Source organism: Bacillus sp. SA1-12 (assembly GCF_000981385.1).
Classification (GTDB): Bacteria; Bacillota; Bacilli; order Bacillales; family Bacillaceae; genus Metabacillus.
In genome coordinates, this window is record NZ_LATZ01000120.1 from 365,560 (window position 1) to 391,549 (window position 25,990).

Below are 25,990 nucleotides of genomic sequence, written 5' to 3' on the forward strand. Positions count from 1 at the left end.
GTCATCTATTTATCCATTCTGCTGATGACGTTCATATGCTTTTTTGTAGATATCAATCAGTTTGTCTAAATCCATTTCTTCAATGGTTTTTACATATTTATTCCATTCGGACAATGGAGATTCACCAGTAATGAATTTCGCCCTCATTTGAGTAACGTACGTATTTAAATCCCTTTCAATCCGGGCGATCGTTTTTAATTCATCATCTTTAAAATAAACGCTTGGATAAACTGGAGTTTCATAAGGAATCAATTTTTCCTTATCTTCCTCACGCACCCATAGACCAAATTTGTCATTACCCCATTTCCAGCCTAATTGATCTTGTGCAAATCTTCGGATCGGTACACCTATTCCCCAGTCTGGAGATATGGAAGAGCGAAAATCCTCTGGACTGTCAAAGCCTGCTGGTGCGTCTTTTATTAACCTTTCTTGCTTAGAATTTGCATCTTTCCATTCCCAGTAGGTACCTTCTATCCCATTATGAAGAAGATCAGCTCCTTCTATTGAATAAGAATAATCAACCCATCTGATCGAAGCCTCCGGATGATTATTTTCTTTAGTAATGGCGAATGTTCCATGGCCAATTCCAGTGGATTCAGGTACAATTGGCTGATCAATAAATTCGCTAGTCAATGGGTGAAACACCGGATTGTCTGTACGGTCGGTGGATCCTCCCAGTACAAACGCAGGATGAGCATCTGCAAAAACCCCTATTAAATTTTCATGTCCTTTTGCCTTTTTTTGCGGATTTGTTTGTGAAAATGATTCATGATCAAATAAATCTTCTTCCCAGAGTTTATTCATGTATTCTAAATAAGCTTTATATTCTTCCTGAACTGGACTAAATACAACTTCACCTTCTTTGAGTGATATTCCGCTGCCTGTTAGACCAAATGCTGCAAGAATATATGAGTCAAATTCACCGACACCTCCATGGTTGCTTAAAGGCAGTTCATCTGCTTTTCCATTTTGATTTGGATCTTCTGTTTTAAAACGTTTAAGCAGGTTATAGAATTCTTCAGTTGTTTTCGGTAATTCTGTCACACCAAGATTTTTTAGCCATTCACCGTTGTACCACATATGCCAATAGGAAGGTTGATCGTCAACAGAAGGTAAAGCATAGATGTGACCATCAGGTGCGGTAATTGCCTTTTTAACTTCAGGTCTTTCTTCGAGCATTTTTTTAATATTGGGAGCGTACTTGTCAATCAAATCTTCAAGTGGAATAAAAATTCCATTGCCGCCGTATTTTATCTGTTCTTGGTGATTAATATCAGATGCGTAGAAGATATCAGGCAGATCGCCGCTTGCTAATAATAATTGCTTTTTTGTAGGAAAGTCATCGCGTGGTGGTGTTTCATATTTAAATTGAATATTGGTAAGCTTCTCCATTTCCTTGAAATACTCTCGATCCTTCCATTCTCCTTTTCCAACATGAGGGCCAACCATTGTTAAGGTGATCTTTTCATCAACGATCGGAAAACCACTTTCATTTATACTGGTGTTTGTCTCATTTTTGTTGGTTTGTTCGCTCACCTCATTGGATTTACAACCTAACAATACACTGGACATTAACAATGTTGTCATCAAGAATATGGGTATCTTTTTTATCATGTAAAAATCTCCCTTCTCATGCCATTGAAAAAGAATTTATTGAAATCCTGGGTACTACTTTCCTATAACCAAACCTTATTATTACCCCCTCCTTTCATGGACTTAACAGACCTCGTCATAGAGTTCCAACTTAGCCTTTGATCGAACCAATCATGACACCTTTGACAAAATATCTTTGCAAGAATGGGTATGCGATAAGCATTGGTAAAGTTGAAACAATAATGACGGCATATTTTAAGACCGCAGATAGGTCTGCTTTTTGATTCATCACCTCTGCATTAGCAATAGCCATAGCAGGGTCCATTGTCTCGGTGGATATTTCTTGGAGGACGAGAATTTTTCTTAGTACCATTTGCAATGGATACTTCGCTTCATCATTTAGGTAAATTAAAGCACTGAAATATTCATTCCAATGCCCTACACTGTAAAAGAGAGCCATGACGGCGACAATAGGCATAGATATTGGAAGAACAATTTTAAAAAACAGTTTTGTATTTGTGCAACCATCAATACTTGCTGCATCTTCTAATTCTTTCGGAATCGTTACTTGAAAAAATGTTCGACATAAAATGATATTCCAAATTGAAGCTGCATTGGGAATGACGAGTGCCCAAACGGTATTAATCATCCCTAAATTTTTAACTAGTAAATAAGAAGGAATCAGACCGCCGCTGAAAAACATCGTAAAAACAAACATCATCATAAAAAATTTGCGTCCGACTAATTTTTTTCTGGATAAAGCATAAGCTGCTGGCAATGTGACAAATAAGTTTATTGATACACCTAATAAAGTATAAAAAATCGTATTTCGATAACCGATCCATATTTCATCATATTGAAAAAGCAATTCATACCCTATAAAGGTAATGCCCTTAGGCAAAAGCCACATTTTTCCTTGATTGACCAATGTCGGATCACTTATTGAAGCGCTTACAATATAGATGAGCGGATATAAGATCAACACCAAAATGACAAAAAGAAAGCAATGCACAAAAAATTTAAAAACTAGATCAGATCGACTTTCTCTAATTGCGGTCATTTTTACTCTCCTTTCTGCCTACCATAGACTTGTCTCACTTCTCTTTCTAGCAATCTGGTTAACAATTACAAGAATAGTGGCATTAATAACGGCATCAAACAAACCAACTGCAGTAGAGTAACTATACTGGGCATCTAAAATACCAGTTCGATAGACAAAGGTTGCAATAACATCTGAGGACTCCATATTTAAATCATTTTGCATAAGCAAAATCTTTTGGAACCCGACCGACAGTAAACTCCCCATATCTAAGATAAACAAAATAATAATGGTTGGAAGCAATGCAGGAATGTTAATATGCCAAATCCGTTGTAATCTTGAAGCGCCATCCACCTTTGCAGATTCATGAAGCTGCGGGTCAACTCCAGATAAAGCAGCAATATAGATAATGGCTCCCCATCCCATTCCTTGCCATACACCTGATAACACAAAAACGGTCTTAAACCAACCCGGATCTTGCATAAAATCGATCGGTTTCATTCCAATTAAACCCAGAATGTGATTAATCAAGCCAGTTTGAGGTGAAAGAAATGCGATAATCATTCCGACCATAACAACGAGTGAAATAAAATGCGGTGCATATGTAATGGTTTGCAGTCCCCGTTTATACATGCCATCTTTAACTTCGTTAAAAGCCAATGCTAAAATAATCGGCATCGGAAACCCTACAACAAGCGAATAAAGACTGATTCCAATCGTATTCTTTATCAAGTCCCAAAAATAGTAAGAGCTAAAAAAATCTTCAAACCACATAAATCCAACCCATGGACTATCCCAAATCCCTAATGCTGGATTAAAGTCTTTAAAAGCGATAAGAACACCATATAAAGGAACATAATGAAAGATTAAAAAATATAGAAAAGCTGGTAAAAGAAACACATATAATTCCCAACTTTTGGCGATATCTTTTAATGTTTTCTTTCTGTTTTCTGATTTCAATTCTTTCTTACTTTTAGTTGGTAAAGGCTGAACCTTATTAGATGTTGATGGATTCAATTCTGCTGCCATAAAAACCCCTCCCCTCCAATACCTCAAAAAGATTTTCATCTACATATCATCCCTGCCTTGCTAATACTTTCCTACTTAGCAGATTCATTGAAAGTGTTCATTTAAATATTAATTTGTTCCATAACCCCTCCCATCAAATCTATCATTCGTAAAAAAAATGTTAGCGTTTTCATTATAAAGTATATAATAACTAATATAAAAATATGTGTCAATATAGGTTTATATAAAAATATTTAACTAATATCATGAATAGTAATATATAAATATTAAAACGTCCGCCTTTACTTATATTATTTAACTATTTGCCAGTTGAACTAATTTTAGCAACTTAAGCCATAATGAAGAGGGTATACGAATCTCGCATACCCTTTTGATTGGTTATAAATAAATTCTTTCTTTTGGATTATAAAAACCCTCAGACTATCATTTCTTGTCAATGTTCAAGATCGATTCTTCAGTAGCAAGATTGGCGTAAATCTCAACCATTGCCGACTGTTCTAATAGTGAGACCGACCTGTTAGGGTCTAACTGGAATAAGCCGGTTTCAGGATCACGAACGGTTTGCCACATTTCATCGGCATAAGCTTGCATAAATTTACGATAGGTCTGATTATGGTTTACGGATTCTAACAGCTGAAGATTCTTAAAGAATATGGCATTAAAGTATGGCGGATCAGAATATAGACGGGAACCGCCATAATATTCGAGCGCCTTATCTGCGATATCTTCGGCACGCTCCAAATACGTTAGGTCTCCAGTAGCCTTATAAAATAACACGCTTGCTCCTAGCATGACCCCTTGATTATAGGTCCATTGCCTTTTGTTAATCGTTCCTTCAAGATCAATATGATCCCAGTAAAGCCCATTAGGCGCCAGCATACAGCTGTTTACCCAATCATACATTTTTTTAGACCAATCCAAATAATACTGATCCCCCGTGATTTCATATAACAACAGCCCTACTTCAGCTGCCGGGGCATTCGAAATTGTATTTCGGTCATTACTCCATGGAGCCTGTGTCCAGAAAACACCGCCTGCACAAGGGTGGGAAGAATCGTTATCCCAGCCATAAACAGCCAGATCGAAAAGTTGTTTTGCTCTGTTTAATGCTGCTTCATCACCTGTTGTATTATATATTTTGATAAAATTGAGCGCAAGCCAATGATTGTCATCATAAAACTTATCTCCGCCGTTGCCGAAAGGAGGACGGACATATGAATCATATCCTGGCGGGTCTGTTTCATTGTTCCAGTACAATTCAACCCCTTGCAAGCGATCCTGTACATCATCCTTGTAGCTCTCCCCTATCTTGTTAAGCTGGGACATATCAATTGTTGCTGCCATTGCACGTGAGAATGGCCATACATAAGAATATGGATTACCGCCATTATGCGGATATTCCTCATGATAAAGCTTGGTGTCAGCCTGATAGAAGTATTTCTGCAGAGCCTGATAAGAATCAATGGCACGATCCATATTTTTCTGTTTGTGGGGTGCAGCTTCAGCGTTTAGACCAGGAAATGCAATGGAAACTAACAAGAGTGAAAGGACGGTTAATAGAAACAATGGTTTAGGCATTTAATCTCCTCCTCAACGAATAAACTCGAGTCTCAGTTACAAACTGTATCTAATTTTAAAGGTATAGAAGTCTCTAAAGTTATGATTCTCCTACAAATAACGATCCCGCCAGCATGATGCTGTCAATTGGAATTTCTTTATGTAGTAGCTCATGATAAGATTACTATTGAATATTATTAATCAAATTCGGTCAACAGTGCGTAACATTCAATCATTGGCGCTTGATCTAACAGCCATTTAAGGTTATCTGTCACACCTGTTTTTCCTGTCCAATCCTTGCTAAAATAGACCATTCTCATCCCTTGCATGTTCCCATACATAATGGACATTAGCTCTGATTACATTAATAAATTTGCGATCCCGAGTTGGGTCTTCTTTATACAAAGCGGCAAATCCTTTGAATAAAAACACGTTAAACCATGGAGATCTAGAAGGATTTTCTTTGCCCATGCAAGATACCTTTCGTCTTTCGATTCTTCAATAAGTTGAAGAGCTAAGACTGCTGCAGGGCCATTGGAGCAAGTGTTTTTATTGTTTCCCTTTCAGCATTCCAATATATACCACCTCCTTTATCTTCGGACCAACCACTTATTGCAAACTCGAACATCATTTTTGCTTTTTGCAAATTTCTCATTTCCCCTAATGTACATAGGCTTCAATGAAATCTATGCCTGACCATTCATGATCATCATAAAATTGCTGGTCCCCGCCATTTTTGCCTATGAATCATGCACTTAAAGGTTTTCACCTTTAAGAAAAAGGTATTTAACAAGGAACAGTCGGATTGGCCGCCATTAATTGATTATTCATTTTTTCTGCTTGTGCGGGTTCCATTCGATACTTTTCACTCTCCTAAAAGATTCCATTACAAAACTTTTGACAAACAAATTAAGTAAAGTAATTAATGCAGAAAGCGCTTGCAATATAAGTGATATTAAATTGAATTATTAAAGGGATGAATTCTATTAACTTAACAGACGTCATCGCCAATTAGTTTCTTAGTGAAAAGAAAGTATAATGGAGTCGATGATAGGATTAACAGTACATAGCCACCATTCCCTTACCTCCTCCAATTTGAAAAGGAAAAGATGAATACAAAACAATCTTAAGAACGCCAGGAGTTGGCAAGGGATAGTTTGAATGTTATGTGATCATCTAAAGCCAAACTTTTAATCTTCTATTATTCTATTCTTTGATATCCATAGATCCAATCTCACAATAAGCAATGAAAAACTCGCAATACATAGCATTTGCCTATTAAAACCAAGAGCATGTGAAATATGTCGGATCATCTGCATGGAATCCTTCATGCATGAGCCCTGTATCTCTATCGGTTTGTTAAAGTTACGCTTGAATTACTTATAATAATATACACATTACTTATATTGGTCAATATATTTCATGTGCATTAATTAATAAAAAAGCATAGGTTTACTCAAACCTATGCTTATATTTATACCTTATTATTTTTCTTAGTTGACTGACCTTCAATTAATTTAGTATCAAGCAGCGTCGTCTGCAAATTCATAGCATTATTCTTAATACCAAGTAATTGTTCTACTGCAAGCCGCCCCATTTTTTCTTGGTCCTGAAGTAAATGTGTAAACGTAAAAGCTCCAGGCTTACATGAGGGACTATCAAAGCAAAGAATGGAAATATCCTCAGGTACTGATAATCCGAGTTCTTCTACCGCTTGTTTAGCTAAAAGAGCTATATTGTACTCAATTGCAAAAAATGCAGAAATATCCTTGTGTTTTTGCAAGTGATCCTTAATCTTTTTTATATCATTAGAAATATTGGGATCCTTGAAGGAATCCGGCAAGGTTGAAGTTAATTCATTCAATATTAGCGGATTTTTTGTCATCCCTTTTTCTATATGTGCCCGAACAAAACCTTCAATGCGATCTTCGACAGCAGTAGCGCTTACAGGCGGAGGACTTAATAAGGTAATCGTCTTATGTCCAAGACCAAACAAATAGTCTGTTCCTTTCTTAGTTGCTCCAATATTATCGGTTCCAACCGCAGATGCTGCAACACCTTTTAAATAACGATCAAGGAGAACAAAAGGGAATTGATCAATGATTAGCTTTAAAATCTCGGAATTAAAAAAAGTTGCCTGTGATGGAAGAATGATTAATCCATCTACCCCTAGCTCCATCAAATCGCGGATTGCAGCTTGCTCTTTCTCAACGCTTCCGAATGTACGGCGCAGGACGATAAATGCTCTCTCCTCTGCAGCATGTTCGATTCCATTTAACAATCCTATTCCATAACTTTCGTCAAAGTCTGTCATGATTACGCCAAAAACTGGTTTAATTCGGACTGAGGGATTGGCTTTCGATTCTTTTATGGTCAGCTCTTTAACAAAAGAACCTCTTCCGACCTGCCGGAAGATAAAGCCCTCGGCTGCTAACATTTCTAATGATTTTCTAGGGGTGATAACACTCACATTCCATGTATCAGCCAATTCTTTTTCGGAAGGAATCCGTTCACCTTCTTTATATTTACCTTCAACTATAGCTGTTTTAATTGTTTCATAAATTTGTTCGTAGATCGGTTTAGCCAATTTAAACACCTTCTTCCACTTCGATAGTCACATACTTTGTATAATGAATAAATAGCAGTAACCGGATAGAATATATAATATTATATAATTAATGCAAAATCTACTTTTACTGATTTTACAGGGACGATCAACTATAATTGTGATAATAATCATATTAAGTATGTTTATTTTGTTAAAATAATAAAAAGGAAAGATAGCATTCCCTCTCAAAAAAATTAACTAGATTTTTAACTTAACGGCTGCCCGTATCCCGTAATTCTAAAAAAGGAAGCGTTTCTGTGAATGAATGAACATAATTTCTGCCATTTTTTTTTGCGACAAACAAAGCTTCGTCGGCCTGACGCATGAGTGTTTGTATGGTTGGATGATGATCACCTGCATGGATCTTAGCATGTGAAACCCCAAAACTTGATGTGACACAAATCTCTTTTTTGTTATGCAACATATGACTCTTAGCAATATTAAAACGAATCAAATTAGCTAGTTCATATGTTTCATCTAAGGATATATCCGGCAAGCAAATAATAAATTCTTCCCCTCCATATCGGCCAATAATGGCTTGTTCAGGTAAACTTTCCTTTGCAGTCTTCGCAACATGACACAACACAAGGTCCCCTGCTTCATGTCCCAGTGTATCATTCACTTTTTTAAAATAATCAATATCAAACATAATGATTGCTGCACTTCCTCCTGTTAACCTGAGGGCTTCAAAAATAGAATCCGATTTTTTCAAAAAATAAGTCCGATTAAAAACTTGTGTTAAGCCATCTATACTTGCCAGCTTTTTCAACTTTCTCTGCATAATCACTTTATCTGTAACATCAACAAAGGTAATCATTTTTCCAATAAGCTGAGTATGTTTATTCAAAATGGGAGAGAATCGGATCTGATAATAGATTTGCTTCTCGTCAATACATGTTTCATAATCACAATCCTTCTCATTAATAATCATTTTAGCTAGCTTGGGACTTTCATTAAGTACATTTATGATGGATTGACCAATCACATGCTTATGTAAGGTTGGAAGTACACTCTTCATCGATATGTTGTAATCCACAATGGCATTTTTGTGATTTAAAACAATCACTCCCTCTTTCATGCTTTCAAATACATAATTTCTCGCAATTGGAGCGACATTAAACATTTGAAAAGATACAAGGGCAGCACCATGAAAAAGAAACGATAAGCTCATAGAAACTGGACCGAGGTCAATGCCATATGGACTCATGTCGTTTAGGTAGAAAAAGTTTGCGATGATCGGCAAAAGCAGACCAACTACCATCGTTAAGATCTGCATGCGAAATTGAAATAATACTTGCTCCTTTAATTGCGAAATCAGATTGATGACACTAATCATGATACACAAAAATAAAAAGATGGAATGAACAAAAAACCATGGTCCTCCCTCCAGCTTAATGATTGGAGACGGACTGTCGCTTCTTAGTTCCATTGATGTGTAATAAAAATGATGAAGGTCATTTGTACTATGCAAAAAGATCGTGATCAAAGGAATAACCAAAATGAAATAAGTAATCCAAGGCTTAAGCTTTTGTCCAGTATAATCAAAAGACATAAATAAAAGACAGACAGGAATAAAAGGGATAGCGAGGTACTCAATCCTCAGCCATAATTTAATTTGCTCAATGGTTGTGCTTGATAGCTCAAACGCGTAGGCAAAAGTAAAAACCGCAGATAGAAGTGTAACGAGTATATAGTACCTTGCTCCTGGGGCTTCCCGCAATTTAAAGAAAGAATACACGCATAAGAAAAGACTTAAAACGCCTGCTAGAATAATAACGACTTGGTAAAACCAAATTTCTTGCAGCAAATTCATCTACTCCAGATAGTTAATAAGAACTAATTTCCAATTATTATATAGCAATTTCCTGATCTTTGACCAGATTTATTTTCTTTATATGGAGAGTCAAAACACCTTCACACTTACGCCATCATCTGCTGGTTGAAAATTATGTTCAGGAATACGTTCAAAATTGATTCGTTCATGTAATTTTTAATGTGCTTTTCATAAAATCTGCTGTTGCATGCCAATGGAATTAATCCTTTTGACTTTGTTCTTGCTATAGATTCTAATACAAAATCAGAGGCGGTCACTTTGCTCTTATTCCTACAAATTTGGAAATTCACCAGCATAGGCAACCTTTTTTAGAATAATCGCAAATATAGTTTAGTCAAATACCTCCAATTCATTTATGTGCATAAATGCTACATTCATCGATAGTATATAGAAGCGGTATTAAGCAAGCTTTAACAATATATAAATCTAGTATTAAAATTTAGGATTTTGTTAAGAATCACTAGGTTTAGGTCCTATGACTTACCCTTTGGGGCTCTTTTTTAGCTATCGCTAATTTTAAAAAAATAAAAATGAGCTGCAACGCAGCCCATCCTATTCTTCTCTACTTTATTATTTTTTCAAAACTGGAATCCATATTTCACTTTTAAAAGTTGGTGAGGTTACGTCCTTATTTTCATTCCATAAAATTTCCGGACCCTTTTTGAGTTCATAGTTTGATGACGGAAACCATTCTGAATAAATCCGTCCCCATATATTTTGCAAGGTTTCTGGAAATGGACCGATCGCTTCAAAAACAGCCCAGGTTGAAGCCGGGACTTCAAGATTCACAAGGTTTTCTGGGCATTCCTTCGTTGTCGCAACTCCAATATAATGGTCTAGCTCCCCTTTTTCCTCCATACGGCCTTCAGAAAAGTTTGTGGATGCACTTAGCAGTCCTAACGGCTTGACATTTGATAGACTTTTGAGTTGGTCAATCTTTTCCTCATCTAAACTTTCCCACATAGCAGCAATATCAGGATTGACTCCATTGAAAATGATCGGAACACGTTTCTTTAACCCAACGATGTAAAATCCATCTTTTTCTTCAATACGATAGTTCATAGAATTTCCTCCTTTAATGGATAATTGGAAGGTCATTCTTGGAAAAGCTTTTAGTGAATGGTTGCTGTATCTGACTTCTGACGGAGTAACTCCATGGAGGTTTTGAAAAGCTCTTGTAAAGGAATCTGGTGAATTGTATCCGAATTTCACCGCAACGTCAATTACCTTAGTGTTGCTATCTCTAAGCTCAAAAGCTGCAAGAGTAAGGCGTCTGCGGCGAATGTACTCTGATAATGTTATTCCAGCTAGGAAGGAAAACATCCTTTTAAAATGGTATTCAGAACAAAACGCGCGTTTAGCAACCTCCTTAAAGTCAATTTCGTTTGTCAGATTTTCTTCAACATAGGCAATAGCGTTATTAAACTGTTTTAGCATATCCATTTATTGACCTCCTATATCAATAGATTATCAGGAGTGAAAAGAGTCCATCCGACATTTTGTGCACGGTATTGCAGGATCTCTTTTTACGTTTTATTAAACTACTCTTTCTAGTTAATAGCAGCATTCTTATTGTAAAGCTCTCTTTATCCAATTTTAGTTAAACTATACTTAATGCCTCTTGTTCAACCTTTTGCATAAACTCCTGAACAACAATCTTGTTGCTTTTCTCGCTGCCAAGCTTTAGCATCGCTCTACCGACAAAGTTCACTCCTTTGTTTTGCCCTTCATAGATGAATTTAGTTTGAGTTTCTTCAAGTTTAACGAGTGTAAACGTAAGTGTAATCTCAAATGCTTTTCCTAAAACAAAGCTGATTTGCTTCAGCTTTCGATCATCATGATCCTCGTAAGCTAACGTTTCTACAATGTAGGTTTCCAAGCGCTTCCCTTCACGGTATGTTTGCCGATGCTTTGCTCCCGCTTCGGTTTCCTTTTTCTCAATTAAAATATGCTCTTCTACTTTCGGCATAATTTTTTTAATGTTTTTATCCATAAATAAACTCCACACATTTTCAATATTCGTATCGATTATGCTTTCTTCCTTCCATTGGATCAATCGTCCTCCTCCTTCCCCGATTCAAGGAATTCATCAATCTCTTCAACCTTACGATTAAGCTCCTCAACCTGTTTATGTAGATTCTTCTTTTTTTGTATCAACAAAGCTTCTAAATTTGAGAATGACTCATCATTCATAACAGAAATCATTTCCTGGATGGTAAATCCAAAGCTTCTTAGTTTCACTAATAGCATTGCTAAAAAATAACTGCCATCGTCATAATAGCGATAGTTATTAACAGGGTTAATGTAAGCAGGCTCCAGCAATTTAACCTCTGCATAATAGCGGAGGGTTTCTTTGCTTAATCCCGTTATTTCAGCAAATTCACTAATTTTGTACATCATTTTCCTCCCACCTATATGATAAACTGTGGGGTGCACAACATGGTCAACTTTTTTATTCTAATTCTTATTTTTTGAAAAAAGGAATTAAGTTATTCCGTAGGTCTCTTCACCGGAAATAGAAGAGCCATTTGTTCAAGTTATTTAATTGAACAAATGGCTTAAAATAATAGTAAGTTATCCGGAGATATCACGTTTTCTGTAGCCAAAAAACCCAATGACTATCAGAATAGCTGAAAGACAGATTAACATGCTTAATGTAATACTATTTATTTCTTCAACCGGCAATTGAGGAATCTGTCCAAATGGTGATAGGTTTCCCATCCATTCAGGGAGCTGCAGCAATCGACCTAAATATACAACAAGAAAGGAATATCCTAAATACAACCAGGTAATGCCTGTTAATTGGGGAAATAAGCCAATAAGAAGTACTGCCAAACCGAGCATGATCCAGATGGCTGGTAAGTAAACCATTGCTGCCTCAAACATTACTTGAAAGGAAATGGGATCATCCATCACCGATGATGCGGCAGACCATAAACCAATTAACGCGAGAAATAACATAACAAATCCACATATCATAGATAAGAATAGATAACTACCCATAACTCTTGTACGAGAAACTGCACGGGATAATAAATGCTCCGTCCGGTTTGCTTTCTCTTCAGACTTCAGCTTTAATATGAACATCAACGCAGGAATTGTACACATCATCGAAAGGACCGACATAAGCATGGATAAAAATTGTTCGGTTAACGATAATCCTTCACCAGGTTTTAATAGATTTGTCATCATTTCACTATTAGAAAAAAACGCTTCTAAATCTCCAAACACCGAACCGTATGATGCTCCCAACACAAACATACCGATTGCCCATGCAATGATTCCTGTTCGTTGGAGCTTAAAAGCAAGGCCAATTGGGCTTTTCAAAAAACGTGTGGCATGCTTTCTTCCAGGCTTAGAAGGCAAAAACCCTGACTCCAAATCACGGATTGTATTTAAATAAAGAGCCACCGCAACCAATACTAAGGAAACGCCTACTGTTAATATGATCGGCCACCAAATATTGTTGACATACACTTCTGTCCCTAAAATCCAGCCAAATGGTGAGAACCATGAAAGGATTTCATTGCTGACATCCCCAACAGCCCTCAGTAAATATGCTGTCACGAGCAATATAAAGGACAAGCCAATTGTCCCTCGAGCATTTTCCGAAAGCTGGGCAAATAATACAGTGACTGCTGTGAAGAAAATTCCTGTTGCTCCCAAAGCTGATCCGTAAAGTATGGAGCCATTTAAATCCATGCTTTCAATTTGTAAGCTATATAGACCTAAGCCAACGATGAACGCTAAAATCGTATTTATCGTAAACATTACAATGACGGATGCACTTGCGTTTGACAGCTTTCCAACTGGAAGGGAGCGGATTAATTCGATTCTGCCTTCCTCTTCATCTGCTCGTGTGTGACGGGTGACAAGTAAAATGTTCATAATCGCTACAACAATCGCTGTAAATAACAGCATTTGATGGGCCATCATTGGGCCGGCAGTATAGTCGTCAAGTCCATAGCCTGGTCCGACCATAGCGGTCATTGCAGGATTTCTCATTGTTTCAGCGATTGCCTGTCTTTCTTGTTCCGTTTTATATAAACCTGTAAATGAAGACGCGGTCAGAATCGTAATAAATGATAAAGCAATTAACCAAACTGGAAGGCGAATCCGATCGCGGCGGAGTATAAAACGGATCATTCTACCTGTTTGGCTAAACTGCTGCTTCCACATTAGGATACACCCCCATCAGTTGTGGATATGGACTTCGTTTCTTGATAGTGTCGCATGAATAATTCCTCCAATGTAGGCGGAGAGCTTTCGAGCTTCAATAAGCCAAACTGACTAATATACTGTAAAACTGCATCAAGCGCATCTGAATCCACTTGAAAGGAAATACCCTGACGGACTATTTTAAGATCATGGACCCCCTGAAATTTTTCTAAATCAGGTATTGGTTGTTTCGTTTCAATAAGTAGGTTCGTTCTTGTTAAATGACGAAGCTCTTGTAATGTTCCAGTTTCAATTAATTTCCCTTGGCGAATAATGCCAACCTTGTCACATAATTTTTCAACCTCTGATAAAATATGACTTGAAAGTAACACACTTTTTCCAGCCGCTTTTGCTTCTGCAACACAATCCTGAAACACTTTTTCCATCAGTGGGTCAAGGCCAGATGTTGGTTCATCAAGGATATAAAGTTCAGCATCAGATGAAAAAGCAGAAATCAAGGCAACCTTTTGCCGGTTTCCCTTAGAATAGGTTCTGCACTTTTTGGATGGGTCCAAGTTGAATTTTTGAATCATTTCCTCCCGTCGGCTTTTGTTCAACGTTCCTCGCAATTTCATGAAAAGATCAATGACTTCCCCGCCTGTTAAATTCGGCCAAAGATTGACATCACCAGGTACATAGGCAATCCGCTTATGAATATCAACTGCATCCTTCCAAGCATCTTTGCCAAATATCGTCGCTTCCCCTTCAGAGGCTTTTAAAATGCCTAACAAAATTTTTATCGTGGTCGATTTTCCTGCTCCGTTTGGTCCAATAAATCCATACACTTCCCCGTGATTCACTTCCATATTGACTCCGTTTAGTGCGTAGAACTTACCAAATCTTTTGGTTAAATTTGTTCCTTTTAACACGGCCATTTTACATCCTCCTCACAGAATTCGTCTAACTATGAGTTTAGTTTTGAAATATTTTAACTTATACAGTTCATAATATATAAGAATTATATCTTTGACAATAATTTATGAACTATTATATTTGTTTTATTACATAATTTTTATTAAACTAAGCTTGAGGTGAAAGTATGGACGGTTTCCAAAGGCGAAGAGAACGAAAAAAACAGGACATTTTAGAGGCGGCTTTAATGCTTTTTATGGAATATGGCATTCAAAAAGTATCGATTTCAGAAATTGCTAAAAAAGCGAATGTCTCACAGGTGACAATCTACAATTATTTTGAAAGCAAGCATAATCTGATTCATGAAGTTTTTATGTATTATATAGAAAAAGCATATGAACAATTTGAAAAAATTGTGGTTGCTGACATTCCTTTTCAAGAAAAGATAAAGCAATTTATTTTTACGAAAAAGGAAACAGCCAGACAAATTCATGAGGAGCTCTATCAGCATTTGATGAAGGAATATTCGGTGGAAGGGAATTATATCGAGCATTTATATACTCAAAAGGTCATCCCTCTCTTTACCCAGTTATTAAACGAGGGCAAGGAGCAGGGATTTGTTGATCCAATGTTATCAACGGAAGCAATTTTATTTTATGTAAAAATGCTAAAGGACTCTATTCAAAAAGAAGAGGTATATCAAAACATCCTCCCCTTGACAGAGGATATTACGAAAATATTCTTTTATGGGATTGTTGGGAAAAGGGATGAGTGATCTGTACGACCTTTTCATAACAAGAAATAACATTTCCTATAAAAGTGGCATCTTAAGTTCCGATTTATAACAAAAGCAAATGTAATTGAAAAAAATGGCATAATGTCTGTTTATATCTAATAGAAGTGCTCAAATTTGCACTGAAATAGTTAAATTTAAGATTAAGGTCGTATGTAAACGTTATGATAGTAAAAAAGCGCTATCCTTTATCATGGATAGCGCCAGATTGTTTAATAAGAGTCCTAGTTTCTTTTATTTATAGGAATCGGATAGTGCCTTAACTTCATTGTTAGAAAGTGATCTTTTCCAAATTTTAAGGTCATCGATCGTTACGTTTGCTCCACCATATCCTTTATTGCCGTCCGCGCCAATAATAATATTAAAGGCTGTATCTAAGCTATTTTCTCCAAGTTTAGAAATATCTATAGTTGCTTTTTCTGCACCGTCCACATACACTTTTCCAGCATGATTGGTTCTGTCTACAGTAACGGTAAACAAATGCCATTCGCTTCCTACTGATAATACCCGAGCATCCAATCTGTTCATCCCATCACTTAGGTTTAGGCCCATGCTATTTGCCACAGCCGGTCCAATATACCATCCTTTATTCCCGCCGCTGCTCCAATTTTTATTTGATAGGATAGTTTGATCACCAGCCAGATTTCCTGTATGCCAGAATGAAACGCTAAAACTATCATTTCCAAACTTAAGGTCACTTCTATCGCCTAGATCTATGTAGTTGCTATTACCTGCAGGAATAAATGCAGCTTTATTTGATATGCCATCTACATAACTTACGCTACCATTTGATGTTGCTAAACCTGTTGCACCTATTACATGATCGAATAAATTCCCATCAAATTTCATATCGACTACTAATTCTTTCCACATAGTTTCATGGTCAATTGGTGTTAATTCTGGTGGAGTTCCCCCTGTTTGAAATGCCTTATGAAGTTTTGATGATTTATTGCCATAGCTATCAACGGCAGTCACTTCAACTTTATAGTTAGTTTGACCGTCAAGACCTTCTAAAGGGATGTTCATTTTATCTAGAATTGGTGAAAACATGTAATCAGAAAATACCTTTACGTTTTTTACAACAAATCCGTTTTTTTCTTTGGTCACTTTTATTTCATAATGATGGACCATTTGATCATCCTTAGCTTGTACAAAAATTAAATTAGGCACAGCATCTAGATTTTCAACCTTGAGTTCACTTCCGCTTTTGAATTGAGGTACGACTTTATTTCGATTTTCAGGTGTATACTTGAAATTTCTTTTTATTTCTTCATTCGTTTTTCCCTTCAACTCGATAACCCATTTTTCCCCGGCAGTTGCCCCAGCACTATTGAATGGTGGTTGAGGAGAAGCAGACCATTTACCGCCTGCATAAATATCACCATGATCTGCATTCAACGAGACCCTATCTACCTCTACTCGATCCTTATAAACCTCAATGAACAGAGCTTGTGATACAGGGAATTCAAATCTGCCAGCTAAACCTGTTTCAGTGACAGATTGGTATCCGTGATCAGACTCTATGTAAGACATAGACCCAAGATTAAGAGAAGTAAAGTTTTTTTGATAGATAGAACGATCATCGTTAAGATTAAGATGTGAATGACCTGAAAGAGTGATGGCTTGCGGATAATCCTTTAAGTCAATGTTAAGATTTGGATTTGAAGCCTGTTGTCCATCCATCACTGTATTGGATATCGGTTGATGCACGCTTACAAATATAGGTTTATTTCTGTTTTTAGGATCAGATGTAATTTCAGCTAACCTGTTTTTTAACCAATTTCTTTGTTCAAGATCTGAATTGTAATTATTACCATTTAAAAAGAAGAAAGGGTACCCGCCAATTTGAGTTTCATAGTATCCATTCTTTTGACTTGTAAACCATTCAGCCGGGTAGTGCTCTTGTATTTTCGCAACACTTGCATCATGGTTTCCGATAGCCAATTGTACTTTTGTATCCGTCATCTTTTTTCTTTTTAGGTTATCTAGAAATATTTCTTTTACCATTTTATGATCATTAGGTTTATCAAAACCATTGTCATTTATCATATCACCGACTGACAAGATGGCATCTGGTTGAGGAAAGATTGATGCAATTGTATCAAAAAAACTTGCATATCTTGCATTAGCTGTTTCATGTGAACCAACATGCACATCGGACATAGCAATAAACTGAAGCAATGGTTTTTCTTTGGTCTTTATGATGTATGAAAAGGTGACAGGTTTACTAGATACACCTTTTTTTATAGCAATAACACTTAGATTTGTTGTTTTATTAATGAGTATAGGCTTATTCTTTTTATATTTTTTGCTATTTTTATTTGGTAAAGTTCCGTCAAGCGTATAGTAGATATCAGCATTTTTCGTATTCGTACTGAGTGATACGACCTTTGCCTTATCATAGCGACCACTAGGCTCTGAGGCTTTAGGTGTTTCTATAATCTCAACCTTTTCGTTAGCATAAGTAATGTTTGAGGTTAGTAAAGCTGAAAAGACGACAGCAATAACAATAAGTATGGGTAAGAAGTTCCTTGTCAAAATCAAAATGATTCCTCCTTAAAAATCGTTTTCTAATAAGAATTTACAACTTGCAAAATACTAGTTTTACAACCACCTTCCTTTCGAATATAACCAAGTGAATTCCAGCTATAATAAAAAAATGATCATTACAATTTACTCCACCTCCTCAAAACCACAAAAAAACACACAAAATAATATTGTTTTAATTATTTTCGTGTGCTTTTAATTGTATTTTAAGAATCAATTATTAATTAAAATTCCATTTTTTATTAATATTTTGTAAAAAAAGCAAAAGCTGGTATGAAATTATTCTTTTTAAATTAGGAATCAATCCTTCATGCATAAGAAAGATCACTTTTAAATACAAGGCAAAACATCTTGCCGTTGTTTAAGGACATGACGGAAATATTCTTTTAAGGGGTTGTTGGAAAAGGAATGAGTAAATAGTTTATAAAACTCAACTTAGGATAACTCCATACACAAAACGTTTGAAAAAATAGTTTGTAAAAACAAGTCATTAGGGGTTGCCAAATCTCCCCATTAAAAAGATCAATATTTTTTGTCGAACAAAAAACATTGATCTTTTTTTGCTAGTACTTAATAATAATGATTAAGAAGTTAGTCCTTAAAAAAGGTTAGGAGAATCTATCTATGTGTACAATTGAAAGTCTTGATCAAGAATGGGTTGAATTAATTTTACAAGCATTAGAAATAGGTATAACTGCTGAACAAATTCGACATTTCTTTCACAATCCTCCGAGACTTGCATAAGTCTTTTTTTTGACTCATTAAACAAACCTGTGTATTAATGATGATTATTTATTTAGCTAATCCTGTTCTTAATCCAGTCACTCCAAATTCTAAATAACCCTTTAAACAAGTCAGCATAAATACCCAGCCTTCTTTATTATCCATCATCTTATGAAGTAACTCTGGATCATTATCCTTAAACCCTTCTTCAGTAATTTCAATAATCGTTTTTGAAGGTTCGATTTCTTTCAGTAATATTGTCACAACATGTTCTTCTTCAGTTGGTCCCCACTTGAACACGATTTGTTTATTTACCTCAACAGCAACAATTTCTATTTGAGCTTCTGCATGATAAATATCATAAACTAATGTAATTGTTTTACCTGGTTCCCATCTTTCAGAACTGGATGAAAACCAAAAATTTCCGATTTTTGAAGGGTCAACAAATGCTTCGAATATTTCATTAGCAGACTTGTTAATAGTAAAGGTTGTAATATTGTTCATTTTTACCGTCACTCACTTTCCTTTTTATAATGATATCCTATTGGTTAACCTAAATCTATTGATTTATACCTTAATGAGATAGCTACTATCTCTTATGATTCCTCATTTCCCTCTTCTTCCCATTTAGAAATTTCGTCACGAACCATTGGTGCCACTTCTTTTCCTAAAAGTTCAATTGCTTTCATCACTTCATTATGCGGCATCGAGCCAACCGGAACATGAAGCATAAACCGTGTGATCCCCACATTTTTGCGCAGGTGAATGATTTTAGCAGCAACGGTTCTTGGGTCACCTACATATAATGCACCTTCAAAGCTGCGAGCGGCATCAAAGCTTGAACGGTCATACTGCCCCCATCCGCGCTCTTTACCTAAGACGTTCATGACCTGCTGGGTGGATGGGAAAAATTTATCGGCGGCTGTTTCCGTATCTTCTGCAATGAAGCCATGTGAATGGGAAGCGACTGGGAGCTTCGATGAGTCATGCCCTGCGTGCTTAGCAGCTTTTTTATATAGCTGTACCAGCGGTGCAAACTGTGTCGGGCTTCCGCCGATAATTGCAAGAACTAACGGCAGCCCTAAGTTGCCTGCTCGGATAACTGATTCCGTATTACCGCCGCTGCCGATCCATACAGGAAGCGGTTGTTGAACAGGACGCGGATATATGCCTAAATTTTGAATCGCCGGGCGGTGCCCGCCTTTCCAAGTCACTTTCTCAGATTCACGTATTTTTAATAATAACTCCAGCTTTTCTTCAAACAACTCATCATAATCTTTTAAATCATACCCAAACAATGGAAATGATTCGATAAAAGAACCACGGCCAGCCATAATCTCAGCTCGACCATTCGAAATTGCATCCAATGTAGCAAAATCCTGAAAGACTCTTACTGGATCTGCTGAAGAAAGCACCGTAACCGCACTTGTCAGTCTGATCTGTTTCGTCTGTTGAGCAGCAGCAGCTAAAACAACTGCAGGTGAGGATGCGGCAAAATCCTGGCGATGATGTTCTCCAACACCAAAAATGTCGAGTCCGACTTGATCTGCCAGTATGATTTCCTCAACAACCTCGCGAATTCGCTCGGCATGGCTGATTACCTTACCTGTTTTAACATCAGGTGTGGTCTCGACAAATGTACTTATCCCTATCTCCACTAAAAGTCCCCCTAATTATGTATTTGTTTGCTTAGCAAATAAATAGACTTTACCATCATCTTAACTGATTCAATCTTACATAACAAAGGTTTAACCTTAGTCAATCTTTGAAATATAGTGACTGAGTGATCTACTGTGCCTCTTCTGTTGTTTAATTTTCTGCTATTATTGTTCGATTAATATGGATTTCTTTGCATAAAATCCTTGTAAGAGTAGGCAGTTCATGTTATATTACCAATAATTAAATTTTTCTTATTTCAATATTTTTTGAAGTGAGGATAGAGGTGCAAAGGTCATGAGTACACTTTCTGAGGAGAATGAGATCCTGTGAAGATGGTGGAAAGGGGAATTTGCCGAAGCAGATAGAATCTCATGTTCTTGAAGCTGGTTCTGTTATTGAATAAATACAGAACTGTCATATAGGTAACTATATGGAGGGCTATCTTACGCACAGAAACGATATTATCAAATATTGTCTCTACTGCAGCAGCGTTCCTTCGTTGCTGCTTTTTTGCGTTTCTTTTCGAATGGCTCTAAACACCTATCCTTATGAATAATACGATAAAGGGTGTGAAGCTATGAATTTCGGGCAAGTATTAACTGCAATGGTTACCCCGTTTGATCAAAATGGCGAGGTAGATTTTAATGCTACTGAACAATTAGTCAATTATTTAATTGAAAATGGAACAGATGGACTGGTTATAACAGGTACGACTGGTGAGTCACCTACGTTAACCACCGAGGAAAAAGTTGAATTTTTTAAGTTTGTTGTAAAGGTCGTAAATAAAAAAGTGCCGGTAATCGCAGGAACTGGCACTAATAATACGAAGGCATCGATCAGCTTAACGAAGCTTGCAGAGGAAGAAGGCGTAGATGGTATTATGCTTGTTACTCCATATTATAACAAGCCATCTCAGGAAGGAATGTATCAACATTTTAAGGCAATTGCTGAAGCAACATCATTGCCGGTTATGCTTTATAATATTCCTGGGAGAAGTGTGGTGAATCTGTCTGCTGATACCATTGTTCGTCTTTCTAATATTAAGAATATAGTATCAATCAAGGAAGCAAGCGGGGATTTAGATGCGATGGCAGAAATCATTACTAAAACACCAGATCATTTTACGTTGTATAGTGGTGATGATGGCTTAACTCTGCCTGTTTTATCTATCGGCGGAACAGGTATTATATCGGTTGCCTCACACATTATTGGCAATGATATGCAGGTAATGATTAATCATTTTAAAAATGGTGATATTCAGCAAGCAGCTTCCTTACATCGTAAGCTGCTTCCGGTTATGAAAGCATTATTTGCAGCGCCAAACCCAACGCCAATCAAAGAGGCATTAAATATGATTGGTGTTAATGTTGGCGGAGTTCGATTGCCCATGATTCCTTTGAACAATGAAGAAAAAGCGATATTGAAAGAGACGTTAAAAACTAGTAATTTAGTAAAGATTTTAGAGTAGTATGTAGAGGGTGGAATCATTCACCCTCTTTTTAATTGTTTTTCATCTGTATTCTCCCTTCGATATGAGAACTAAACGGATGTTGGATTGTTTTAATATATTGAACAAGTGCCTCTATAATATCAACTTCGTCATCAATTGCTTTTGCTATGTTGACAATATCTCCTTCCGCTTGCTCCCCATTAGCATTTGATGTCCCTGGAATATGTGCAAGGACGAATATCGCTTTGACACCTTGTTGTTTTAATTCAGCTGCAGCCTTATTGATGGCCTCTATTTCCTTAAGAAACGTTATCTCCTCCACACTGCTTGGAAAAACACTGCTTGTCGTTTCTGTCGTGACCACCCCAATAAAACCAAGCTTCATCCCATTGCTTCTTCAAATTTTATACGCAGGGAGAACGGTGTTACCCGTTTTTTTGTCAATCACATTTGCAGCAACCCATGGAAACTGAGAACCGGTAAAATTACTTGTTGTCAGATGGTTGCCCCCATTGATCAGCCTTAGCAGCTCTGTCACTCCTTTATCAAATTCGTGAATTCCAACTGTTCCAATTGTAAAGTTCATCTTATTTAAATATTCAATCGTTGGCTCATCATGCAGCAATGCAGAAATCGCCGAACCTGCTCCAACCATATCACCAACATGTACTAATAATGTGTTTTTATTTTCTTGAGCATGCTGTTTTAAATAAGCTGCCAGAAAATCCGCCCTGCAGGCTTGCCATTGACTTGCCTTGTGACATTTAATTGACCATGGAAATCATTCATCCCGAGCAGCTGAATTTGCTTGTATTGGGGTTTTCTTTCTCCTTATGCCGATCATGTAGTTCTTGGCGCTGTTCAATATGGCCGTGATAGTTTTTTGAAAGTCCCTGTTCATTCCCATAGGAAGTTTTCATGGCTTGATATTGTTGCTTGCTTATTTGTTTGAAGGTTTGGATAATGTTTAACTCATTTTTTACAGGATATTCACTGTTTTGTTGATCATCTGTTTTGATGGTAAGACAATTGGAACCATTCAAAACGAGTAATGAGATAGTTAGTAACATAGTGGATATTTTCATTGGGTCCTCCTAGATGTTGAATGAACCGTATCAAAACACCACTCTTATTTTTTGGCTGTTGGTTTAATTTATACAAAATTTATTGTTCGTAGATTATTTATCGGGCTTAAACAAGTAAGTGATGGTCTAAATTTTCACGATGCTTGAATATACCAATGCTTAGTACAGTTATTGGCTTCTGAGATATTAATCAGGGACTTTTGAAGATTTATCCACGGGTCAGCCGCATCGAAGATGAACGCTTTAAAATTTAAAAAATCCACCTAATATAGGCGGATTAAAATATAAAAGATCAAGTCTTCATCCACTTTTTGACGCAAGCTCATGATTACCCTCTTCACTATCTTGCCGTGTTAAGTAAGAACCTCCTACCAGAAACACACCACTTAAAAGAAAGATCGGTGCGAATCCGCTGAGAGAACCAATTGCTCCAAATAATAAAGGTGCAATGACTTGGGAGAAACGATTTGCAGCAAGCCTTAATCCAAGTGCTTCTGCTTTTCGTGATGGTGGTGAAGCATTATAAATCATCGACATGGATAGTGGCTGTCCGCATCCTAAGCCTGCGCCCATTAAGGCTGCAATAAAATAAAAACCAAGAATATGATTCATAATGGGGACAAGTAAATAGGTAATACCTGCAACTAAGAGAGTCATAATCAATACGTTTCCTCTTCCCATCAGATTTAGTAAGAAAGGTAAAGCAGAGCGAATGGCGACGGTTGCTAATCCCATAACAGTTAGGAACCAGCCGATCGTTGAGACAGAATAGCCTAGATCTTTGGCATAAAGAGGAAAATAAGTCACAAAGATATCTCTTGAATATAAGACGAGAGAGCTTGCGATCAAGGCCTTTCTTAAATTTTTGCTTATCAATAAATTAAATGCTGATTTTCCTTTAGAGTCTTCCTGATTTTCATTGTTACTTCGCTTGTATGTTGGTAATAAAAAGGCTAAAAGGATTGGAATTACGCCGATGATTGCCGCAAATAGGTATGAATATGAGTAGCTAAAATGCTCTGCAGCATACCCTCCAATAACCGGTCCGATCAATCCTCCAATGGCTACTCCTAAACTGAAGCGGCTATAGTTCTGATCCCTTTGTTCTACAGTTGATAAGGTACCGATTAGATTTTGTAAATTAACATTGATAAAAATTTGTGAGATTCCCACTAGTGCCTGCGATAAATACAAAGACCATATGGAAGGAAACGTAAAGGGTAAAAAGATACCGATTGTAACCCCAAAGGTTCCTAGTATGGTTGGTATTTGGTCGCCAATCCGATCTGATAATTTACCAATTGGGATCGCTAGTAATAATGGGAAAAATGCATATGTTGCAGCAAGATAGCCGATTTCAGCGGTATTTGCTCCCATACTGCTGGCATATAAAGATACGATTGGCCGAGTCATATTAATCATGATTTGATAGGTTAATGCTATAAGAACAACGTTTCTTACATTCATTTCTTCACCTTACAATTTATTATTAATTTACGCGAATGGAAAATAAAATGGAAATCCATTGTAATTATAAGGATTTCCATTTTAGAGCACATGTTGGATAAATGTATATACTGCGTGCTCACTTATCGATTGCTTTGCTTTTGATCATTCTGTTTATTTTGAGCGTTTTGTTTCGTTTCCATTGTTTTATCAAGAGCTTGGCTCACTTCACCTGTAAAATTAATTTGATGTTCTGGAATCCCTTGTTTTTTCATTTAAGTTACCCTCCCTTCCCTCCTTTAGTATCCTCGGGCTAGTATGGATACATGCATTGCACTTTTAAGAGAAGGGCTGATGAGTTGCTATCATTTGTTTACATATTAGAAATTAAAATTATCAGGATCCGGCCCAATTCGTCTATTTTCATTTAGTGAATTGATTTTTTCTATCTCATCTTGTGTTAGTTCAAAGTCAAAGATGTTTGCGTTTTCAATAATGCGGTGCTCTTTTACTGATTTAGGAATAGTGACGACCTCATTCTGTAAATCCCAGCGTAAAATGACTTGGGCAGCTGTTTTATTGTATTGATCACCAATTTCTTTTAGTGTGGGGTGATTTAGTAGTTCGCCTTGCATGAGCGGTGACCATGCTTCTAATTGAATTTGATTCTTCCTGCAATAATCACGAAGCTCTATCTGTGTTAAGCGTGGATGGAATTCAACCTGATTGACCAACGGTTTGATCTCTGCATCAGCCATCAAATCTTCCAGATGATGAATTTGGAAGTTGCTTACTCCAATCGAACGGATACGACCTTCTTTGTATAATTTTTCAAATGCTTTCCATGTTTCTTTATATTTGCCCTTTACCGGCCAATGGACCAAATATAAATCCAAATACTCTAAATCTAGCTTTTTCATGCTAGTTTCAAAGGCTTCCAAAGTTGATTCATAACCTTGATCGCCATTTTTTACTTTTGTTGTGATAAAAAGTTCTTCTCGGGAAATCCCTGATTCTTTAATTGCTTGGCCTACCCCTTCTTCATTCCCATAACCAGCTGCAGTATCAATACTTCGATAGCCTGCTTTAATGGCGGCCTTAACTGCATCCCTAACTTCTTGTCCTTCCTCAACTCTCCAAACACCTAACCCGAACCTAGGCATGTGCACACCATTATGTAAAACAGTACAATCTTGCAGGCTTTTTATCATACTCCACATCCTCCTTTTTGTTTACACCTATTTATTTTCTCATGTTTTTTGTGAAAATCAAATAATTGAGACTTGTTAGAAAATAAAGGTTGTAATTATTACATAATCGAATCTTAGAAATAATAAGATAAATCAATCAAATCTTGCACTTTATAACTCAAAAGATCAAAATGAGGATTTTTAGTACTTCACTATGTTTCTAGAATTTCGGCTATTAAATAAATTAATTAGATTCTATTGTTTTCCTTTAAATAAATACTTTAAAATAAAGGAGAGCTACTAAGATAAGTTAACAGTAAACCGAGCCAGATATTCCATTCCCATAGCGATGGGCATTTAAGCTGAC

Annotated in this window: 25 protein-coding genes, 1 pseudogene and 1 riboswitch; of the genes and pseudogenes, 3 read left to right on the top strand and 23 right to left on the bottom strand. The window is 36.6% G+C overall.

All coding sequences use genetic code 11. The annotated features are described in order from the left end of the window. Nucleotides 1–9: 9 nt before the first annotated feature. The 14 genes and pseudogenes from WQ54_RS23650 to WQ54_RS23700 all read right to left on the bottom strand — a co-directional run bounded on the left by WQ54_RS23650 (nucleotide 10) and on the right by WQ54_RS23700 (nucleotide 14,753). Complete coding sequence (locus WQ54_RS23650; protein ID WP_046587914.1) at nucleotides 10–1,614, bottom strand: extracellular solute-binding protein; 1,605 nt, start codon at nucleotides 1,612–1,614, stop codon at nucleotides 10–12. A 130-nt stretch (nucleotides 1,615–1,744) separates the two neighbouring features. Beyond that, entirely contained in the window at nucleotides 1,745–2,653 is a 909-nt protein-coding gene (locus WQ54_RS23655) for a carbohydrate ABC transporter permease (protein WP_046587916.1), read from the bottom strand. 18 nt (nucleotides 2,654–2,671) lie between these two features. After that, entirely contained in the window at nucleotides 2,672–3,661 is a 990-nt protein-coding gene (locus WQ54_RS23660; RefSeq protein ID WP_046587918.1) for a sugar ABC transporter permease, read from the bottom strand. A 423-nt stretch (nucleotides 3,662–4,084) separates the two neighbouring features. Further along, complete coding sequence (locus WQ54_RS23665; RefSeq protein WP_046587919.1) at nucleotides 4,085–5,239, bottom strand: glycoside hydrolase family 76 protein; 1,155 nt, start codon at nucleotides 5,237–5,239, stop codon at nucleotides 4,085–4,087. Nucleotides 5,240–5,415: 176 nt separating this feature from the next. Further along, entirely contained in the window at nucleotides 5,416–5,538 is a 123-nt protein-coding gene (locus WQ54_RS35335; RefSeq protein ID WP_269431585.1) for a hypothetical protein, read from the bottom strand. Nucleotides 5,539–5,577: 39 nt separating this feature from the next. Then, a pseudogene (locus tag WQ54_RS35725) lies at nucleotides 5,578–5,727 on the bottom strand (hypothetical protein); the annotation flags it as partial. Between the two features lie 5 nt (nucleotides 5,728–5,732). Further along, nucleotides 5,733–5,873: a hypothetical protein gene (locus tag WQ54_RS33915; protein WP_156178106.1), complete on the bottom strand. Its 141-nt coding sequence runs from the start codon at nucleotides 5,871–5,873 to the stop codon at nucleotides 5,733–5,735. A gap of 819 nt (nucleotides 5,874–6,692) precedes the next feature. Further along, entirely contained in the window at nucleotides 6,693–7,805 is a 1,113-nt protein-coding gene (locus WQ54_RS23670) for a substrate-binding domain-containing protein (RefSeq protein ID WP_046587921.1), read from the bottom strand. 232 nt (nucleotides 7,806–8,037) lie between these two features. Next, nucleotides 8,038–9,633 (bottom strand): histidine kinase N-terminal 7TM domain-containing protein, encoded by a 1,596-nt coding sequence (locus WQ54_RS23675; RefSeq protein WP_231597626.1) that lies wholly within the window; start codon nucleotides 9,631–9,633, stop codon nucleotides 8,038–8,040. A 597-nt stretch (nucleotides 9,634–10,230) separates the two neighbouring features. Continuing rightward, nucleotides 10,231–11,103 carry an AraC family transcriptional regulator gene (locus tag WQ54_RS23680; RefSeq protein WP_046587923.1) on the bottom strand — a complete coding sequence of 291 codons (873 nt, stop codon included), beginning with the start codon at nucleotides 11,101–11,103 and terminating at the stop codon, nucleotides 10,231–10,233. A 157-nt stretch (nucleotides 11,104–11,260) separates the two neighbouring features. Beyond that, entirely contained in the window at nucleotides 11,261–11,716 is a 456-nt protein-coding gene (locus WQ54_RS23685; protein ID WP_046587925.1) for a hypothetical protein, read from the bottom strand. Continuing rightward, nucleotides 11,713–12,060 (bottom strand): MerR family transcriptional regulator, encoded by a 348-nt coding sequence (locus tag WQ54_RS23690; RefSeq protein ID WP_231597627.1) that lies wholly within the window; start codon nucleotides 12,058–12,060, stop codon nucleotides 11,713–11,715. Before WQ54_RS23690 ends, WQ54_RS23685 begins: the two co-directional genes overlap by 4 nt. A 174-nt stretch (nucleotides 12,061–12,234) precedes the next feature. After that, nucleotides 12,235–13,839 (bottom strand): ABC transporter permease, encoded by a 1,605-nt coding sequence (locus WQ54_RS23695; RefSeq protein ID WP_046587927.1) that lies wholly within the window; start codon nucleotides 13,837–13,839, stop codon nucleotides 12,235–12,237. Then, the gene (locus tag WQ54_RS23700) at nucleotides 13,839–14,753 is read right to left on the bottom strand and encodes an ABC transporter ATP-binding protein (protein WP_046587929.1); all 915 of its coding nucleotides are present in this window, start codon (nucleotides 14,751–14,753) and stop codon (nucleotides 13,839–13,841) included. The genes WQ54_RS23695 and WQ54_RS23700 overlap by 1 nt, the downstream gene beginning before the upstream one ends. A 164-nt stretch (nucleotides 14,754–14,917) precedes the next feature. Between WQ54_RS23700 and WQ54_RS23705 the strand changes: the two genes are divergently transcribed. Continuing rightward, nucleotides 14,918–15,505 (top strand): TetR/AcrR family transcriptional regulator, encoded by a 588-nt coding sequence (locus WQ54_RS23705; protein ID WP_046587930.1) that lies wholly within the window; start codon nucleotides 14,918–14,920, stop codon nucleotides 15,503–15,505. A 252-nt stretch (nucleotides 15,506–15,757) separates the two neighbouring features. Here the strand turns inward: WQ54_RS23705 and WQ54_RS32125 are convergent, their stop codons facing one another. Continuing rightward, nucleotides 15,758–18,067, bottom strand: coding sequence for a chitobiase/beta-hexosaminidase C-terminal domain-containing protein (locus tag WQ54_RS32125; protein WP_052737939.1), 2,310 nt, complete (start codon nucleotides 18,065–18,067; stop codon nucleotides 15,758–15,760). 627 nt (nucleotides 18,068–18,694) lie between these two features. Here WQ54_RS32125 and WQ54_RS33010 point away from each other — a divergent pair. Further along, nucleotides 18,695–18,814 (top strand): anti-repressor SinI family protein, encoded by a 120-nt coding sequence (locus WQ54_RS33010; RefSeq protein ID WP_084822296.1) that lies wholly within the window; start codon nucleotides 18,695–18,697, stop codon nucleotides 18,812–18,814. 48 nt (nucleotides 18,815–18,862) lie between these two features. Here the strand turns inward: WQ54_RS33010 and WQ54_RS23715 are convergent, their stop codons facing one another. Both WQ54_RS23715 and WQ54_RS23720 read right to left on the bottom strand, forming a co-directional pair. Then, nucleotides 18,863–19,297, bottom strand: a complete 435-nt coding sequence (locus tag WQ54_RS23715; protein ID WP_046588077.1) for an SRPBCC domain-containing protein — start codon at nucleotides 19,295–19,297, stop codon at nucleotides 18,863–18,865. A gap of 92 nt (nucleotides 19,298–19,389) precedes the next feature. Next, nucleotides 19,390–20,451, bottom strand: a complete 1,062-nt coding sequence (locus tag WQ54_RS23720) for an LLM class flavin-dependent oxidoreductase (protein WP_046587931.1) — start codon at nucleotides 20,449–20,451, stop codon at nucleotides 19,390–19,392. A 271-nt stretch (nucleotides 20,452–20,722) separates the two neighbouring features. Beyond that, nucleotides 20,723–20,901, top strand: a riboswitch (Lysine riboswitch). A 128-nt stretch (nucleotides 20,902–21,029) separates the two neighbouring features. On the opposite strand from WQ54_RS23720, the gene dapA reads away from it, so the two are divergent. Then, entirely contained in the window at nucleotides 21,030–21,920 is an 891-nt protein-coding gene (dapA, locus tag WQ54_RS23725; protein WP_046587932.1) for a 4-hydroxy-tetrahydrodipicolinate synthase, read from the top strand. A 31-nt stretch (nucleotides 21,921–21,951) separates the two neighbouring features. Here dapA and WQ54_RS35515 read toward each other — a convergent pair whose 3' ends face one another. From WQ54_RS35515 to WQ54_RS23745, 6 genes are all read right to left on the bottom strand, one after another. After that, nucleotides 21,952–22,287, bottom strand: coding sequence for a hypothetical protein (locus WQ54_RS35515; protein ID WP_052737940.1), 336 nt, complete (start codon nucleotides 22,285–22,287; stop codon nucleotides 21,952–21,954). 12 nt (nucleotides 22,288–22,299) lie between these two features. Continuing rightward, on the bottom strand, nucleotides 22,300–22,557 hold the full coding sequence (locus tag WQ54_RS35520; RefSeq protein WP_052737941.1) for a hypothetical protein: 258 nt from the start codon (nucleotides 22,555–22,557) through the stop codon (nucleotides 22,300–22,302). Between the two features lie 130 nt (nucleotides 22,558–22,687). After that, nucleotides 22,688–22,987, bottom strand: a complete 300-nt coding sequence (locus WQ54_RS35525) for a hypothetical protein (protein ID WP_046587934.1) — start codon at nucleotides 22,985–22,987, stop codon at nucleotides 22,688–22,690. 300 nt (nucleotides 22,988–23,287) lie between these two features. Then, nucleotides 23,288–24,454, bottom strand: a complete 1,167-nt coding sequence (locus WQ54_RS23740; protein WP_046587936.1) for an MFS transporter — start codon at nucleotides 24,452–24,454, stop codon at nucleotides 23,288–23,290. Nucleotides 24,455–24,576: 122 nt separating this feature from the next. Beyond that, a complete protein-coding gene (locus WQ54_RS35340; protein WP_269431586.1) occupies nucleotides 24,577–24,708 on the bottom strand; it encodes a hypothetical protein in 132 nt (43 codons plus the stop codon). Between the two features lie 105 nt (nucleotides 24,709–24,813). Further along, entirely contained in the window at nucleotides 24,814–25,644 is an 831-nt protein-coding gene (locus WQ54_RS23745; protein WP_046587937.1) for an aldo/keto reductase, read from the bottom strand. Between the last annotated feature and the right edge of the window lie 346 nt (nucleotides 25,645–25,990).

Bases quoted from the DNA above. Each gene is read 5' to 3' on its own strand.
- WQ54_RS23650 (WP_046587914.1), bottom strand. From the start codon at position 1,614: ATGATAAAAAAGATACCCATATTCTTGATGACAACATTGTTAATGTCC.
- WQ54_RS23745 (WP_046587937.1), bottom strand. From the start codon at position 25,644: ATGATAAAAAGCCTGCAAGATTGTACTGTTTTACATAATGGTGTGCAC.
- WQ54_RS33915 (WP_156178106.1), bottom strand. From the start codon at position 5,873: ATGAGAAATTTGCAAAAAGCAAAAATGATGTTCGAGTTTGCAATAAGT.
- dapA (WP_046587932.1), top strand. From the start codon at position 21,030: ATGAATTTCGGGCAAGTATTAACTGCAATGGTTACCCCGTTTGATCAA.
- WQ54_RS35520 (WP_052737941.1), bottom strand. From the start codon at position 22,557: ATGGTTGGAGCAGGTTCGGCGATTTCTGCATTGCTGCATGATGAGCCA.
- WQ54_RS33010 (WP_084822296.1), top strand. From the start codon at position 18,695: ATGTGTACAATTGAAAGTCTTGATCAAGAATGGGTTGAATTAATTTTA.
- WQ54_RS23655 (WP_046587916.1), bottom strand. From the start codon at position 2,653: ATGACCGCAATTAGAGAAAGTCGATCTGATCTAGTTTTTAAATTTTTT.
- WQ54_RS35340 (WP_269431586.1), bottom strand. From the start codon at position 24,708: ATGAAAAAACAAGGGATTCCAGAACATCAAATTAATTTTACAGGTGAA.
- WQ54_RS23700 (WP_046587929.1), bottom strand. From the start codon at position 14,753: ATGGCCGTGTTAAAAGGAACAAATTTAACCAAAAGATTTGGTAAGTTC.
- WQ54_RS23695 (WP_046587927.1), bottom strand. From the start codon at position 13,839: ATGTGGAAGCAGCAGTTTAGCCAAACAGGTAGAATGATCCGTTTTATA.
- WQ54_RS23740 (WP_046587936.1), bottom strand. From the start codon at position 24,454: ATGAATGTAAGAAACGTTGTTCTTATAGCATTAACCTATCAAATCATG.
- WQ54_RS35515 (WP_052737940.1), bottom strand. From the start codon at position 22,287: ATGAAGCTTGGTTTTATTGGGGTGGTCACGACAGAAACGACAAGCAGT.
- WQ54_RS23680 (WP_046587923.1), bottom strand. From the start codon at position 11,103: ATGGATATGCTAAAACAGTTTAATAACGCTATTGCCTATGTTGAAGAA.
- WQ54_RS23665 (WP_046587919.1), bottom strand. From the start codon at position 5,239: ATGCCTAAACCATTGTTTCTATTAACCGTCCTTTCACTCTTGTTAGTT.
- WQ54_RS23715 (WP_046588077.1), bottom strand. From the start codon at position 19,297: ATGAACAATATTACAACCTTTACTATTAACAAGTCTGCTAATGAAATA.
- WQ54_RS23705 (WP_046587930.1), top strand. From the start codon at position 14,918: ATGGACGGTTTCCAAAGGCGAAGAGAACGAAAAAAACAGGACATTTTA.
- WQ54_RS23660 (WP_046587918.1), bottom strand. From the start codon at position 3,661: ATGGCAGCAGAATTGAATCCATCAACATCTAATAAGGTTCAGCCTTTA.
- WQ54_RS23690 (WP_231597627.1), bottom strand. From the start codon at position 12,060: ATGATGTACAAAATTAGTGAATTTGCTGAAATAACGGGATTAAGCAAA.
- WQ54_RS35335 (WP_269431585.1), bottom strand. From the start codon at position 5,538: ATGAGAATGGTCTATTTTAGCAAGGATTGGACAGGAAAAACAGGTGTG.
- WQ54_RS35525 (WP_046587934.1), bottom strand. From the start codon at position 22,987: ATGAAAATATCCACTATGTTACTAACTATCTCATTACTCGTTTTGAAT.